This window comes from Serratia sp. 4542, assembly GCF_016805595.1.
Classification (GTDB): domain Bacteria; phylum Pseudomonadota; class Gammaproteobacteria; order Enterobacterales; family Enterobacteriaceae; genus Serratia; species Serratia nevei.
This window is the reverse complement of record NZ_RXKV01000003.1, coordinates 33256-48024: the sequence shown is the minus strand read 5'-3', so window position 1 is coordinate 48024 and position 14769 is coordinate 33256. Positions and strand designations below refer to the sequence as shown.

General features: G+C 62.4%; 13 protein-coding genes and 1 pseudogene. 9 read left to right on the top strand and 5 right to left on the bottom strand.

The features are described 5' to 3' along the window. Positions 1-191: 191 nt before the first annotated feature. Both poxB and ltaE read left to right on the top strand, forming a co-directional pair. On the top strand, positions 192-1913 hold the full coding sequence (gene poxB, locus EKL15_RS02660; RefSeq protein WP_203088739.1) for a ubiquinone-dependent pyruvate dehydrogenase: 1722 nt from the start codon (positions 192-194) through the stop codon (positions 1911-1913). A gap of 75 nt (positions 1914-1988) precedes the next feature. After that, positions 1989-3005 (top strand): low-specificity L-threonine aldolase, encoded by a 1017-nt coding sequence (ltaE, locus tag EKL15_RS02655; protein WP_159317859.1) that lies wholly within the window; start codon positions 1989-1991, stop codon positions 3003-3005. 30 nt (positions 3006-3035) lie between these two features. Here ltaE and EKL15_RS02650 read toward each other — a convergent pair whose 3' ends face one another. After that, a complete protein-coding gene (locus EKL15_RS02650; protein WP_049202202.1) occupies positions 3036-3731 on the bottom strand; it encodes an N-acetylmannosamine-6-phosphate 2-epimerase in 696 nt (231 codons plus the stop codon). After that, positions 3728-5284 (bottom strand): annotated as a pseudogene (locus tag EKL15_RS02645) (PTS transporter subunit EIIC). Before EKL15_RS02645 ends, EKL15_RS02650 begins: the two are co-directional and overlap by 4 nt. A gap of 167 nt (positions 5285-5451) precedes the next feature. Between EKL15_RS02645 and EKL15_RS02640 the strand changes: the two are divergent. Beyond that, positions 5452-6279 (top strand): MurR/RpiR family transcriptional regulator, encoded by an 828-nt coding sequence (locus tag EKL15_RS02640; RefSeq protein ID WP_060421676.1) that lies wholly within the window; start codon positions 5452-5454, stop codon positions 6277-6279. Here EKL15_RS02640 and EKL15_RS02635 read toward each other — a convergent pair whose 3' ends face one another. Next, positions 6280-6627 (bottom strand): DUF1294 domain-containing protein, encoded by a 348-nt coding sequence (locus EKL15_RS02635; RefSeq protein WP_033654657.1) that lies wholly within the window; start codon positions 6625-6627, stop codon positions 6280-6282. 151 nt (positions 6628-6778) lie between these two features. Between EKL15_RS02635 and EKL15_RS02630 the strand changes: the two genes are divergently transcribed. Together EKL15_RS02630 and EKL15_RS02625 are read left to right on the top strand one after the other, a co-directional pair. Beyond that, positions 6779-8218 carry a DUF2867 domain-containing protein gene (locus tag EKL15_RS02630; RefSeq protein ID WP_060440300.1) on the top strand — a complete coding sequence of 480 codons (1440 nt, stop codon included), beginning with the start codon at positions 6779-6781 and terminating at the stop codon, positions 8216-8218. A gap of 158 nt (positions 8219-8376) precedes the next feature. Beyond that, positions 8377-9387: an NAD(P)-dependent oxidoreductase gene (locus EKL15_RS02625; RefSeq protein WP_004928393.1), complete on the top strand. Its 1011-nt coding sequence runs from the start codon at positions 8377-8379 to the stop codon at positions 9385-9387. On the opposite strand, the gene EKL15_RS02620 is transcribed toward EKL15_RS02625, so the two are convergent. After that, positions 9388-10224 carry an N-acetylmuramoyl-L-alanine amidase gene (locus tag EKL15_RS02620; protein ID WP_100396489.1) on the bottom strand — a complete coding sequence of 279 codons (837 nt, stop codon included), beginning with the start codon at positions 10222-10224 and terminating at the stop codon, positions 9388-9390. Positions 10225-10411: 187 nt separating this feature from the next. Between EKL15_RS02620 and EKL15_RS02615 the strand changes: the two genes are divergently transcribed. After that, positions 10412-11938, top strand: a complete 1527-nt coding sequence (locus EKL15_RS02615) for a DUF3300 domain-containing protein (protein ID WP_203088731.1) — start codon at positions 10412-10414, stop codon at positions 11936-11938. A gap of 48 nt (positions 11939-11986) precedes the next feature. Here EKL15_RS02615 and EKL15_RS02610 read toward each other — a convergent pair whose 3' ends face one another. Next, positions 11987-12310: a heavy metal-binding domain-containing protein gene (locus EKL15_RS02610; RefSeq protein ID WP_004928400.1), complete on the bottom strand. Its 324-nt coding sequence runs from the start codon at positions 12308-12310 to the stop codon at positions 11987-11989. 159 nt (positions 12311-12469) lie between these two features. Here EKL15_RS02610 and EKL15_RS02605 point away from each other — a divergent pair, with 159 nt between their 5' ends. The 3 genes from EKL15_RS02605 to artJ all read left to right on the top strand — a co-directional run bounded on the left by EKL15_RS02605 (position 12470) and on the right by artJ (position 14769). Further along, positions 12470-13012, top strand: a complete 543-nt coding sequence (locus EKL15_RS02605) for a lipoprotein (RefSeq protein ID WP_049202208.1) — start codon at positions 12470-12472, stop codon at positions 13010-13012. 264 nt (positions 13013-13276) lie between these two features. Beyond that, the gene (gene artP, locus EKL15_RS02600; protein ID WP_038884338.1) at positions 13277-14005 is read left to right on the top strand and encodes an arginine ABC transporter ATP-binding protein ArtP; all 729 of its coding nucleotides are present in this window, start codon (positions 13277-13279) and stop codon (positions 14003-14005) included. A 32-nt stretch (positions 14006-14037) separates the two neighbouring features. Next, the gene (artJ, locus tag EKL15_RS02595) at positions 14038-14769 is read left to right on the top strand and encodes an arginine ABC transporter substrate-binding protein (RefSeq protein ID WP_203088729.1); all 732 of its coding nucleotides are present in this window, start codon (positions 14038-14040) and stop codon (positions 14767-14769) included.

The following is a 14769-nucleotide window of genomic DNA, read 5'->3' as shown; positions in this document are numbered from 1 at the left end:
CCCCATCGCCGCGATGGGGCATTTATCGGCAAGCTCCCTCATCCCCGCCCGGTTACACTTTCCTCCGTCCTACGCTCTTTACCCTTCCTGACCGCATCTCGTCCACAGCCGGTAAGCTATGCTTGCAGTTGTTCTGCTGCCACTCACCGGATCGAGTACACATCGTTTTTCAAACCATGTTTGGGGGAACCATGAAGCAAACCGTAGCCACACTGATCGCCAAAACGCTGGATCAAGTCGGCGTAAAACACATTTGGGGCGTGACCGGCGATTCGCTCAACGGCCTGAGCGACAGCCTGCACCGCATGGGCACCATCGAATGGCTGGGCACCCGCCATGAAGAGGTGGCCGCCTTCGCCGCCGGCGCCGAAGCCCAGCTCACCGGCCAGCTGGCGGTGTGCGCCGGTTCCTGCGGCCCCGGCAACCTGCACCTGATCAACGGGCTGTTCGACTGCCACCGCAACCATGTGCCGGTGCTGGCGATCGCCGCACACATTCCTTCCAGCGAAATCGGCAGCGGCTACTTCCAGGAAACGCATCCGCAGGAGCTGTTCCGCGAATGCAGCCACTATTGCGAGCTGGTTTCCAACCCGGAACAACTGCCGCGCGTGCTGGAGATCGCCATGCGCAAGGCGATCCTCAACCGCGGCGTCTCGGTGGTGGTCTTGCCGGGCGACGTGGCGCTGCGCATGGCGCCGGAAGACGCGACCCTGACCTGGCATACCCCGGCGCTGCCGCTGGTGCAGCCGCCGATGAGCGAGCTGAACAAGCTGGCGGAGACGCTGAATCAGGCGAAGAACATCACCCTGATGTGCGGCAGCGGCTGCGCAGGCGCGCACGATGAGGTGGTCAAGCTGGCCGAGCTGCTGCAGGCGCCGGTGGTACACGCGCTGCGCGGCAAGGAGCATATCGAATGGGATAATCCCTACAGCGTCGGCATGACCGGGCTGATCGGTTTCTCCTCCGGCTATCACGCGATGATGAACGCCGACACGCTGGTGCTGCTCGGCACCCAGTTCCCCTACCGCGCGTTCTACCCCACCAACGCCAACATCATTCAAATCGACATCAACCCCGGCAGCATCGGCGCGCACTGCCCGGTCAACATGGCGCTGGTGGGCGATATCCACACCACCCTCACCGCCCTGCTGCCGCAGCTGGAGCCCAAGCGCGACCGGGCGTTCCTCGACAAGGCGCTGGAGCATTACCGCAACGCGCGCAAGGATCTCGACGGGCTGGCGACCGCCAACGACGACCAGCCGATCCACCCACAGTATCTGGCGCAGCAACTCAGCCAGTTCGCCAGCGACGACGCCATCTTTACCTGCGACGTCGGCACGCCGACGGTGTGGGCCGCCCGCTACGTGAAAATGAACGGCAAGCGCCGCCTGCTCGGTTCGTTCAACCACGGTTCGATGGCCAACGCCATGCCGCAGGCGATCGGCGCCCAGGCCACCGCGCCGGATAAACAGGTGATCGCCATGTGCGGCGACGGCGGCTTCACCATGCTGATGGGGGATTTCCTGTCGCTGGCGCAGCTCAAACTGCCGGTGAAAATCGTGGTGTTCAACAACAGCGTGCTGGGGTTCGTGGCGATGGAGATGAAGGCCGGCGGCTATCTGACCGACGGCACCGACCTACATAACCCGGACTTCGCGGCGATCGCCAACGCCGCCGGCATCAAGGGCATCCGCGTGGAAAAAGCCTCGGATCTGGACGGCGCGCTGCAGGAGATGTTGGCGCACCCCGGCCCGGCGTTGCTGGACGTGGTCACCGCCAAGCAAGAGCTGGCGATGCCGCCGCAGATCAAGTTCGAACAGGCGAAAGGCTTCAGCCTGTACATGCTGCGCGCCATCATCAACGGCCGCGGCGACGAAGTGGTCGAGCTGGCGAAGACCAACTGGCTGCGCTAAGCAAGCTGCCCCGGTGAAATAAAGGGTATATGATGCCATGTACCCTTTTCCTCTCCCTTACATTCCAGGAACCCTATGCTTATCGATCTACGCAGCGACACCGTCACCCGCCCCAGCGCCACCATGCGCCAGGCGATGGCTCAGGCAGAGGTCGGCGACGACGTCTACGGCGATGACCCGACGGTCAACGCGCTGGAGGCCGAGGCGGTACGCCTGTCGGGCAAAGAAGCGGCGCTGTTTTTGCCCAGCGGCACCCAGGCCAACCTGGTGGCACTTCTGAGCCACTGCCAGCGCGGCGACGAATATCTGGTCGGCCAACAGGCGCACAACTATAAATACGAGGCCGGCGGCGCGGCGGTGCTGGGCAGCATCCAGCCGCAGCCGATCGAGGCCGACGCGGACGGCACGCTGCCGCTGGACAAGCTCGCCGCCGCCATCAAACCCGACGATATCCACTTCGCCCGCACCCGGCTGCTGAGCCTGGAAAACACCATCAGCGGCCGAGTTCTGCCGCAGGCCTACCTGCAGCAGGCGTGGCAGTTTACCCGCGAGCGGCAGCTGGCGCTGCATATCGACGGCGCGCGCATCTTCAACGCCGCCGTGGCGCTGAACCTGCCGTTGAAAGAGATCGTGCAATACTGCGACACCTTCACCATTTGCCTGTCAAAAGGATTGGGCGCACCGGTCGGATCGCTGCTGTGCGGCAGCGAGGCCTTCATTCAGCGCGCGCTGCGCTGGCGCAAGATGACCGGCGGCGGGCTGCGTCAGGCCGGCATCCTGGCGGCGGCCGGTCTTTACGCTTTGGAGCATAACGTCGCGCGGCTGCGCGAAGACCATGACAACGCGGTCTGGCTGGAGCAACAGCTGCGGCAGATCGGCGTGGAGGTTGCCGAACCCGGCGCACAGACCAACGTGCTGTACCTGCGCCAATCACCGGCGCTGGCGGCCAAATTCGGCCCGTGGATGCGCGAACGCGGCGTGCTGATCAGCAGCGGCCCGCTGACGCGCATTCTGACCCACCTCGACGTCAGCCGTCAGGATCTGCAGCGGGTGGTCGAGCTGTGGCGGGAGTTCCTCCAGCAGCACGCCTGATCCCTCCTCCCCGGCGCGCCGGGGAGCCCTTCACCGCCCGCCGATGGCCTCGACAAAACGGCGGGTGATCTGCTGCGGGCGCGTAATGGCGCCGCCCACCACGACCGCATGCGCCCCCAACGTCAGGCAGCGTGCGGCCATCGCCGGCGTTTCGACATTGCCCTCGGCGATGACCGGCACCGGCACCGCCGCCAACACCGCGCGCAGAAAACCGAAATCGTCCTCCGCCAGTCGGGCGCCCCGGCTTTCGGCGGTATAGCCGTGCAGCGTGGTGCCCACGCAGTCGAACCCCAACCTGGCAGCCTCTTGCGCCTCTTCCACGGTGGCGATGTCCGCCATCAGCAGCAGCCGGGGATACCTGGCGCGGATCGCGGCAACCAACGCCGCCAGCTGCAGCTCCCCTGGCCGAGGGTGGCCGGTCGCGTCCAGCGCAATCATCTGTGGCGCCGCAGCCATCAGCTCATCGATTTCACGCAGGGTCGGCGTGATATAGACATCGCTACCGGCATAATCGCGCTTGATAATGCCGATCACCGGCAGCGCCACCGTGCGCATGATGGCTTTAACGTCTTCGACGCCGTTGGCGCGGATCGCTGCCGCACCGCCTTGCTCGGCCGCCAGCGCCATGCGTGCCATGATAAAATCGCTGTGCAGCGGCTCGTCGTCCAGCGCCTGGCAAGACACCACCAGCCGACCCTTAATCTGCTGCAAAATGGAAAGCGTCATAAATCCAACAACTCCTCGACTTCGTTTTTAATAATGGTCACGTGCGGGCCATAGATCACCTGAACGCCGTTGCCGCGAACGATCACCGCCCGCGCGCCGCTGGCCTTCAGCCCGCCCTCGTCCAGCAACCGGCTCTGTTTTACCGTCACGCGCAGCCGCGTGGCGCAACAATCCAGTTCGACGATATTCTCTTTGCCACCCAGCGCCGCCAGCACCTGCTGCGAGCGTTCGGTGCCGCTCATCACCGCTTCCGGCACGGTTTCCACCTCGCGCCCCGGCGTTTTGAAATTGAAGCGCAGGATCAGGAAACGGAACGTGAAGTAGTACAGGAAGAACCAGGGCACCCCGACCAGCGGCACATACATCCAATGGGTTTTCGCTTCGCCCTGCAGCACGCCGAACAGCATGAAATCGATAAAACCGCCGGAGAACGTCTGGCCGATGGTGATATGCAGAATGTGTGCGATCGCGAACGCCAGGCCGTCGAACAGCGCGTGCACCACGTACAGCGCCGGCGCGATGAACAGGAACGAGAATTCGATAGGCTCAGTGATGCCGGTCAGGAAAGAGGTCAGCGCCGCCGACAGCAGCAGCCCGCCGACGCGCTTGCGGTTCTCCGGGCGCGCGCTTTGATACATCGCCAGGCAGGCGCCGACCAGGCCAAACATCATGGTGATAAAGCGGCCGGACATGAAACGCGCCGTGCCGATGTAGAACTGCTGCGTATTCGGGTCGGCCAACTGGGCGAAGAAAATGCGCTGCGTGCCTTCCACCAGCTGTCCGTTGATCACTTCGCTGCCGCCGAGCGCGGTGGTCCAGAACGGCAGGTAGAAGATGTGATGCAGGCCGAACGGCCCAAGCATGCGCAGCACGAAGCCGTAGATAAAGGTGCCGAGATAGCCGCTGGCGTCCACCAGGCCGCCCATGCCGAAGATCAGCCGTTGGAAAGGCGGCCACACCACGGTCATCAGGGCGCCGACCGCCATCGCCGCCAGTGAACTGACAATCGGCACAAAGCGCGAGCCGCCGAAAAAGCCCAGGAACGGCGGCAGCGCTATTTTGTTGTAGCGGCCGTGCAGATATCAGGTCACCAGACCGATGACTACCCCGCCGAACACTCCGGTCTCCAGCGTCTGGATCCCGAGAATCGTTCCCTGCCCCACCGCGCCGGCGTTCTGCGTGGCCAGCGTGCCGTTGATTTTCAACAGCGCATTGATGGTGGCGTTCATCACCAAGTAGGCGATCAGCGAGGCCAGCCCCGCCGTGCCCTTGTCGCTTTTGGCCAACCCCACCGCCACGCCGACCGCGAACAGGACCGCCAGGTTGGCGAACACGATGGCGCCGGCGCTGGCCATCACCGTAAATACGCTTTGCAACCAGCCGACGTTGAGGAAGGGATACGCCTCGACGGTATTGGGATTGGACAGCGCACCGCCGATCCCCAGCAGCAGGCCGGCCGCCGGCAGCACGGCGATCGGCAGCATGAACGATTTGCCGAACAGCTGGGCTTTTTCGAACCAGCCGCCGGAGCGCGACAATTCTGGTGTTGACATAAATTTTTCCCCGCTATCATTTTTATGATGAAAATTTTTACCACACTAAAATTAATTTAATGAAAATTTTATTCACAACGATGATCGGCTTCACAATCCGTCGATTTCGCTGGCGAGCGGCGGCGTCTTTCCGCCACAATAGAAACGGGCATACTCAGAAAGGTAACGTGATGAATACAGGCAACTTGTTATTGCGGCTGCGGCAGGATTTGGCGGGGTACAGCCCCACGCTGCAAAAGCTCGGCAACTATCTTCTTGCGGAGCCCTCCCGCGCCGTTTACCTGACCATCACCGAACTGGCGCGTGAAAGCGCCACCAGCGAAGCCAGCGTCACGCGGCTGTGCCGCCATCTGGGCTGTAAAGGCTATACCGAATTTAAAATGGCGCTGGCCCTCAGCCTGCAACAAAACCAGCCGGAGGCGACGACGCGGCAAAGCGCAACGGAAAATTTGGTGGAAGAGAGCGTGCAGGCGCTGCGGGATACCGGCGCGCTGTTGGATCCTCAGGCGCTGCAACAGGCGGCGGACAGCCTGCAGCGTTGCGCTTCGGTACAGATTTACGGCGTCGCCGCCAGCGCCATCATCGGCGATTTTCTGCACTACAAACTGTTGCGCCTCGGCAAACCGGCGCAGCTGTTCAGCGACATGCACCGGGCGGCGATGAACGCCGCCTCGCTGAGTGAGCGGGATCTGCTGATCGTCATCTCCAGCTCCGGCTCCACCAAGGACGTGCTGCATGCGGTGGCGTTGGCCAAAGGGCGCGGCGCACGCGTGATCGCAATCAGCAACACCCAACGCAGCCCGCTGGCTAAAATGGCGGATACGCTGCTGGTGGCAGCCAAACCGGAAGGGCCGCTGACCGCCGGCGCCCTGCCGGCCAAGGTCGGCGCCATGCTGCTGGTGGAGTTGATGATCGCCGAACTGGCTCAGCGCGATCCCGCCTACGCTCAGGCGATGCAGGCCACCGCCAGCGCTACCCTGCCGCTGCTGTTGTAATCAGAAGATCCAGCGGCCATAAACCCAGTACCACAGCCCCAGCACCGCCACCAGGTTGAGCGCCACGCTGAGGATGAACCAGGTTTTAAACGGCTGCTTCTGGGTTTTGTGGCGAAACAGCTGCTGTGCCGCCAGTGCGCCCAACCACCCGCCCAGCGCACCGAACAGCAACAGCGTCGCCTCCGGTACCCGCCGCCACCCTTTGCGCGCCGCCAGCTTATCGCCGCCGTAGATCAGAAACGTCAACAGGTTGGCCAACAGCAACCACATCCACACCGGATGCAGCGAGAACAGGCTGGCGACCAGCGCCAGGCCCAGCAGGGCGTAACAAATCACATTGAGCTTCATGACATCCGGTTTTTCGTTCGGTAAGGGGGCGCGTAGTGTGAACCTGCGCCAGGATGGATGCAACCGGCTTATACCCATACAAAAAGTGCATTTAAACCCTGAATTTGGCATCCTGTCGTTCTGCCAATCCTCTACCGCACAAGGCGGCCCGATGACACCCCAACGCGTACTGGTTCTTGGAGCCAGCGGCTATATAGGCCAGAACCTGATCCCGCACCTGATCGAACAGGGGCACCAGATTACCGCCGCCGCGCGGCGCATCGAGTGGCTGCAGGAGCGGAACTGGCCGCAGGTCAACTGCCTGTATGCCGATCTGTATCGCCCGGAGACCCTGAGCGCGGCGCTGTGGGAGATCGATACGCTTTACTATCTGGTGCATGCGATGGGCGACGGCGACGATTTTATCGAGAAGGAGCGCCAGGCGGCGGAAAACCTGCGCGACGCGCTGCGCAATGCCGGCGTCAAACAGGTGATCTTTCTCGGCGCGCTGCAGCCAAACGACGACAGCTCACCGCACCTGGCGGCCCGCCGCCTGACCGGCGAGATCTTGCGCCAGAGCGGCGTGCCGGTGACCGAGCTGCGCGCCGGCATCATCGTCGGCCCCGGCTCGGCGGCGTTCGAAGTGATGCGCGACATGGTCTATAACCTGCCGGTGCTGACGCCGCCGCGCTGGGTGCGTTCGAAGTCGTCGCCGGTGGCGCTGGAGAACCTGCTGGTTTATCTGGCCGATCTGCTGGCGCACCCGGCGCAGGAACACCGCATCTTCGACGTTGCCGGGCCGGAGTACCTCAGCTATCAGGATATGTTCAAACGCTTTATCGCCCTCAGCGGCAAGCGGCGCTGGCTGATCCCGATCCCCTTGCCGACGCGGCTGATTTCGGTGTGGTTCATCAGCCTGATCACCTCGGTGCCGACGCCGATCGCCCGCGCGCTGATCCAGGGGCTGAAGCACGATCTGCCCGCCGACGGCCGGCCGCTGCAGGCCCTGATCCCGCAGCGGCTGCACACCTTTGATCAGGCGGTCGCCACCACGCTGCAGCGCGAACAGGAGGTGGTCGATTCCGCCGACTGGGGCTACGATCCGGCGGCGCGGGCCCGCTGGCGCCCCGGCTACGGTTACTATCCAAAACAGGCCGGTTGTTCGCTGGACACCACCGCCACCCGCGAGGCCCTGTGGCAAACGGTGCAGCAGCTGGGGGGCGAAGAAGGCTATTTCTACGCCAATATTCTGTGGCGGATCCGCGCTCGCATGGACGACATGATCGGCAACGGGGTGGTCTACGGCCGCCCGGCGCGCGCGACCCTGGCGCTGGGCGACGAGATCGACGGCTGGAAAGTCATCACGCTGAAGCCGCTGCGGCAACTGGCGCTGCTGTTCGGCATGAAGGCACCGGGGCTGGGGCGGCTGAGCTTCAGCATCACCGATCACGGCGATCGCCGCACGCTGGACGTGCGCGCCTGGTGGCATCCGGCCGGCTTCAGCGGGCTGCTGTATTGGTTCGCCATGATGCCCGCACACCTGTTCATTTTTCGCGGCATGGCGAAGCGCATCGCCGAGCTTGCTGAGAGCCGGGATCGCCAACAGCGCTGAACGCCGTTCATTTGTCGATCAACCGCACAGTTTGCCGCTGTGCTTCGGGGCTTTCCGATTGCATAGCGCACGAAATCACGGAAGAATGGCATCTTATTTGCTGGAAGCGCCGCAAGCGCCCGCCGGTATTCCGATTTTGGGTGAGAATAGAGTCCGTTATGAAGGTATTGGTCACCGGTGCCACCAGTGGGTTAGGCCGTAACGCCGTTGAATATCTGCGCCGCCAGGGCATCAAAGTGCGCGCCACCGGCCGCAACCAGGCGATGGGCGGCCTGCTGGAAAAAATGGGCGCGGAGTTTATTCATGCCGATCTCACCAATCTGATCTCTTCGCAGGCCAAGGCGATGCTGGCGGACGTCGACGTGCTGTGGCACTGCTCCAGCTTTACCTCGCCCTGGGGCACCGAAGAGGCCTTCGAACTGGCCAACGTCCGCGCCACCCGCCGCCTCGGCGAATGGGCGGCGGCCTACGGCGTAGCGCAGTTCATTCACATCTCCTCCCCGGCGATCTATTTCGATTACCACCATCACCGCAACGTGACCGAAGACTTCCGCCCGCAGCGCTACGCCAACGAATTCGCGCGCAGCAAGGCCGCCGGCGAGCAGGTGATCCAGCAGTTGGCGCTGTCCAATCCGCAGACCCATTTCACCATTCTGCGCCCGCAGGGATTGTTCGGGCCGCACGACAAGGTGATGCTGCCGCGGCTGCTACAGATGATCAAACGCTACGGCAACCTGCTGCTGCCGCGCGGCGGCGCGGCGATGGTGGACATGACCTACCTGGAGAATGCGGTGCACGCCATGTGGCTGGCGACGCTAAAAGAAGATACCCCGTCCGGCCGCGCCTACAACATCACCAACCAGCAGCCGCGCCCGCTTCGCACCGTGGTACAGCAGCTGATCGACGATCTGGGCATGAAATGCCGCATCCGCTCCGTCCCCTATCCGATGCTCGACATGATGGCGCGCGGCATGGAACGCCTCGGCAGCAAAAGCGAGAAGGAGCCGGTGCTGACCCACTACGGCGTCGCCAAACTCAACTTCGACCTCACGCTCGATACCACCCGCGCGCAGCAAGAGCTGGGCTATCAGCCGATCGTCTCGCTGGAAGAAGGCATCGCGCGCACCGCCCGCTGGCTGAAAGATCACGGTAAGCTGCACGGCCTGTAATCAACGCGCCGCGCCGTACTTCACCAGCAGCGCATCGACAATCGCTTCACTCTCTGCATCCGGCTCGCCGCGCACATCGTCGGGCCGGAAGTGCATCTGAAACGCCGCTACCACGTTGCGCTGCTGCCGCGCATCCCATGACGGCTCGATCGCATAGCCGTAACGCGCCAGCTTTTCGAGCAGCGGCGTCATCGGTACCGGCGCATGACGATCGCGCCCCGCCAGCAAACGCTGCACGTCTCGTTCGTCCGGCCAGGCGCCGATGCCGGCCTGGGCCAGCTGCCGCCAGGGGAACAGCGGGCCGGGATCCTGTTTGCGCTGCGGCGCGATATCGCTGTGCCCCACCACGTCCTGCGGCTGGATGCCATAGCGTTGGATAATGTCGCGGCTCAGCGGGATCAGCACGGCGATCTGCTCCGCCGTATAGGGTTGCCAGTGGGTGAACAGCATGCTGCGGGTGAAGCCCTTGTTGACGATTTCGATGCCGATCGAGGTGTCGTTGAGGTTGCTGCGGCCGCGCCAGGCGCTGGCGCCGGCATGCCAGGCGCGCATCGCTTCCGGCACCAGCCGATACACCGTCGGTTTGCCGTGCTCGCGCTGCGGGTGCGCCGGCAGCAGATAATGGGCGCTGACGTGCTCGTCGGTCAGCGTTTTCAGCGATGAATGGAAGTCTTCCGCCGTGTAGTGCATCACCAAAAACCGGATGCGCTGATCGGCGCCCTGTGCCTGATGCAGGGTTTCGAGCTGGTAAGCGCCGCGATCGACGAGCGTATCCTGCTGTGGATTTTGGCACCCCGCCAACAGCGCGGCGGCGATAATCCCTGGCCAAATTTTCACTTATCCTCCTGATTATCGTCCGTGAAAGATGTAACGTAACGCGATTAACCTGTATCCAATCATCACGCTCATCGAGAAATGATGACAGATAGCGCCGATGTGCAAGCGAGTGTTGCTCCCGGCTGGCGGCCTCTCCCGCCCATGATAGTCTCAAAGTATCATCTGCGCTGAAAGAGCGGAGTCGAACATGTTCACGCCACGCTATCTGTCCTGGTTGCTCTGTGCCGCCATGCTGCCGCTCAGCGGCTGCGATCAGCAAAAAGTCGCCAGTGCGATGGGCGGGAGCACGCCGCCCCCGGCCGCTCCCGCCGCCACTGCAAGTGCGCCGGCCTACACGCCGCTGACCGCCGATCAGCTGTACCAGTTGGTCAGCCCGGTGGCGCTGTTCCCCGATAAGTTGCTGGCGCAGGTCTTGGCCGGCGCGGGTTACCCCGACCAAATCAGCGCCGCGGATGCCTGGCTGGCGCAAAACCGCGGATTGCAACCGGCGGCGCTCAGCTCGGCGGCCGACGCTCAGCCCTGGGATCCCAGCGTGCGCGGCCTGGTACAATTCCCCGACGTGCTCGATCAGATGGCGAAGAACATCCCCTGGACCACCGCCCTGGGCAGCGCCTACCTCAACGATCCCACCGACATGATGAACGCCATTCAGGTGATGCGTCAGCGGGCGGCCAGCCAGGGTACGCTGAAAAACACCCCGCAGCAGCGCATCGTCGTAGCGCCTACGACCCGTTACGTTGAGCAGCAATCCTATCGCCAGAGCGTGGTGGCGGCGCCGGGCGAAACCATCGTCATCGAGCCCAGCCAGCCGGATACGGTTTACGTTCCGCATTACGATCCCTGGGAGGCCTACGGCACGCCGATCCAGGCTTATCCAAGCTATCAGTATCAGCCTTCGGGCTATAGCGGCGGCGACATGCTGGCCGCCGGCGTGATCAGCTTCGGCGTCGGCATCGCGGTCGCCTCTTTGCTCAACCAACACAACAGCGGCTGGCACAACTGGGATATGCGCTGGGACGACCGACGCCAACCGGTGGTCTACCGCAATGCGCCTTACGTATCGCACTCCACCACCGTGGTAAATCGCGTCACCAACATCAACCAATATAACAACGTCAACAATGTGAATCGCAGCAGCACCAGCACGGTGAACAACTACAATACACCCCCCGCCGCGCCGACGCCGCGCTTCAACGCATCGACGCCGAACGCGGCGCCGCAACAGCCGCGCGTCGCGCCTGCAGCCCATGCGCCGATGACCATGCCGAACTTTGCGCATTCCCAGCCGGTAGCGGCCGCGCCGCACGTGCAACAATCGGTCAACGCGTCCCATGTGCAGCAACCGATGAGCATGCCGACGTTCACGCATACCAAGCCTGCGGCGCCCCACGCGCAGCAGCCGATGGCCGTGCATTCAGCGCCGGTACAGACGCATCCGATGCCAGCCGTCGCGCCGGTGCATCAATCCGCCGTGCGGCCACCGGTTCAGGTCGCACCTCACGTCGCTCAGCCGGCGGTACACGAACCGGCCGTAGCGCCGCACCCGGCGGTAGTGCGCCCGACGCCGATGCCGCAAGAACGCGTCATGCCGCATCCGGCCCCGGCGCCGCAGATCCGCCCGTCGTTCGTTCAGCCGATACAGCATCGCCAGGAGCCGGCGCCGGTAAAACCGCAGGAGCACCGCCCGATCGTCGAGCAGCACAAGGTGGGGTAAAGCAAGAGAACGTCGCCCCGGCAGAATGGCCGGGGCGCGAGAATGGCGTTAGCGGCTGACTTTCACCGCGGTGCCGCTGACGGTCACCATCAGCATGCTGCCGTCTTTACCAACGGTTTCATAATCGATATCAATGCCGACCACCGCGTTGGCGCCCAGCTCTTTCGCCTGATCTTCCAGCTCTTCGAACGCGATCAAGCGCGCCTTGCGCAGCTCTTTCTCATAAGCGCCCGAGCGGCCGCCGACGATATCGCGCACGCCGGCGAAGAAATCACGAAAAATGTTGGCGCCGAGGATCGCTTCGCCGGTCACGACGCCGCAGTATTCGGTGATGGTGAACCCTTCCAGGGTCGGGGTAGTTGAAAGCTGCATCAGAATTCCTTGTTTGATTAATTCAACGTATCTATGACCAGAGGATTGGCATTGTGTTCGCTTAATCAATGGCACGCAGTACGAATGCAAGGCCAAAAAACGCATTTATACTGTAAGCTATCGGTCTTCATGGTAGAGACTTTCACATAAGGTAATAAGATGAAAACAAAAACGATTGCGGCTGTTTTACCCTTAGCGCTGTTGCTGAGTGCCTGTACCACGGTGGAACCGGCATACAAGGATATCGGCACCCGCAGCGGCAGCTGTGTGGAAGGCGGCCCGGATACGGTCGCGCAAAAGTTCTATGACCTGCGCATCCAGCAGGGCGCCGGCCTGCCGGACAGCAACCGCCTGGCGCAGCTGCAGCCTTACCTGAGCAAAGTGCTGTATCAGGATCTGGTCAGCGCCGGCCAGAACCCGGGCAAGCACCGGATAACCGGCGATCTGTTCTCCGGCAATGCGCAGGGGCCAAGCAGCGCGTCCGTCGCCAGCGCCTCGACCATTCCTAACACCGATGCGAAAAACATCCCGCTGCGCGTTGACTTGAGCTACCAAAAAGACGCCAACAGCACCGTGAACTGGCAGGACGAAGTGCTGATGGTGCGCGAAGGCACCTGCTGGGTGGTTGATGATATTCGCTACCTGAATGTTCCAGCGCACGCCACCAACGGCAGCGTGCGCCAGGTGCTGGAAAACCAGTAACCCGCAATACCCCGGCCGACGCGGGCTTGCCGCGTCGGTCATCCCCGCCGTCCGCCCACCGCTCGAATTTCGTCCAATAGAAAAAATTTCGCTACCGATCTCACAGCCTGCGCCACAAATCCCCTCCCTCGGCTTGAGTCGCGGTATCTTGTGCTAATCTTTTACTGTCCCGCCGCACACTCATAAATTTTAACGCACAAAGATTGCATAAGTATTCTGTGGAAGTTAACATTTGCGGTATCAATGTCTATTCAATTCTGGCGCATGAGTATTCAACTTAACGGTATCAATTGCTATTACGGCGCTCACCAGGCGCTGTTTGACATCACGCTGGATTGTCCAGCCGGGGAAACCCTGGTGCTGCTTGGCCCAAGCGGCGCCGGGAAAAGTTCATTGCTGCGGGTGCTGAACCTGCTGGAAATGCCGCGTTCGGGCCAACTGCAGATCGCCGGCAACCAATTCGACTTTAAGCAGGCGCCGGGCGAGAAAGCCATTCGCGAACTGCGCCAAAATGTCGGCATGGTCTTCCAGCAATACAACCTGTGGCCTCACCTCACCGTGGTTCAGAACCTGATCGAAGCGCCTTGCCGCGTGCTGGGTCTGACCAAGGCTCAGGCGATGGAGCGTGCCGACAAGCTGCTCAAGCGTCTGCGCCTGACCGACTTCGCCGATCGCTTCCCGCTGCACCTTTCCGGCGGCCAGCAGCAGCGCGTGGCGATCGCCCGTGCCCTGATGATGGAACCGCAGGTGCTGCTGTTCGATGAACCGACCGCGGCGCTGGATCCGGAAATCACCGCTCAGATCGTCAGCATCATTCGCGAACTGGCCGGCACCGGCATCACGCAGGTGATCGTCACCCACGAAGTGGAAGTGGCGCGCAAGACCGCCAGCCGCGTGGTGTACATGGAAAACGGCCACGTGGTGGAGCAAGGCGACAGCAGCCACTTCACGCAGCCGCGGACCACCGAGTTTGCCAACTACTTATCACACTAACAATTAACTTGCTGTAATTTGGGGAGTTTGCGATGAAAAAACTAATAATCGCCGCCGTTCTGGCCGGCATCAGCGTTTCCGCCTCCGCAGCCGAAACGATCCGTTTCGCTACCGAAGCCTCCTATCCTCCATTTGAATTTATTGACGCCGGCAACAAGATTCAGGGTTTTGATGTCGATCTGGCCAAGGCCCTGTGCAAAGAGATGCAGGCCGAGTGCACCTTCACCAACCAGGCGTTCGACAGCCTGATCCCGAGCCTGAAGTTCAAGCGTTTCGATGCGGTCATGGCCGGTATGGACATCACGCCGGAGCGTGAAAAGCAGGTGCTGTTCACCAAGCCGTACTACGATAACTCGGCGCTGTTCATCGCGCAGAAAGGCAAAATCGCCGACGTGGCGGCGCTGAAAGGCAAGAAAGTGGGCGTGCAAAACGGCACCACCCACCAGAAATACCTGACCGACAAGCACCCGGAAATCACCACCGTGCCTTACGACAGCTACCAGAACGCCATTTTGGATCTGAAGAACGGCCGCGTTGATGCGGTGTTCGGCGATACCGCGGTGGTCAACGAGTGGCTGAAGCAGAATGACGCGCTGGCGGCAGTGGGCGCCAAAGTGACGGATAAAGACTACTTCGGCACCGGCCTCGGCATCGCGGTACGCCAGAAGAACACCGATCTGCAGGGCAAGTTCAACGCCGCTCTGGACAAGATCAAGCAGGATGGGACCTATGAAACCATCTACAAAAAATGGTTCCAGCAGTAA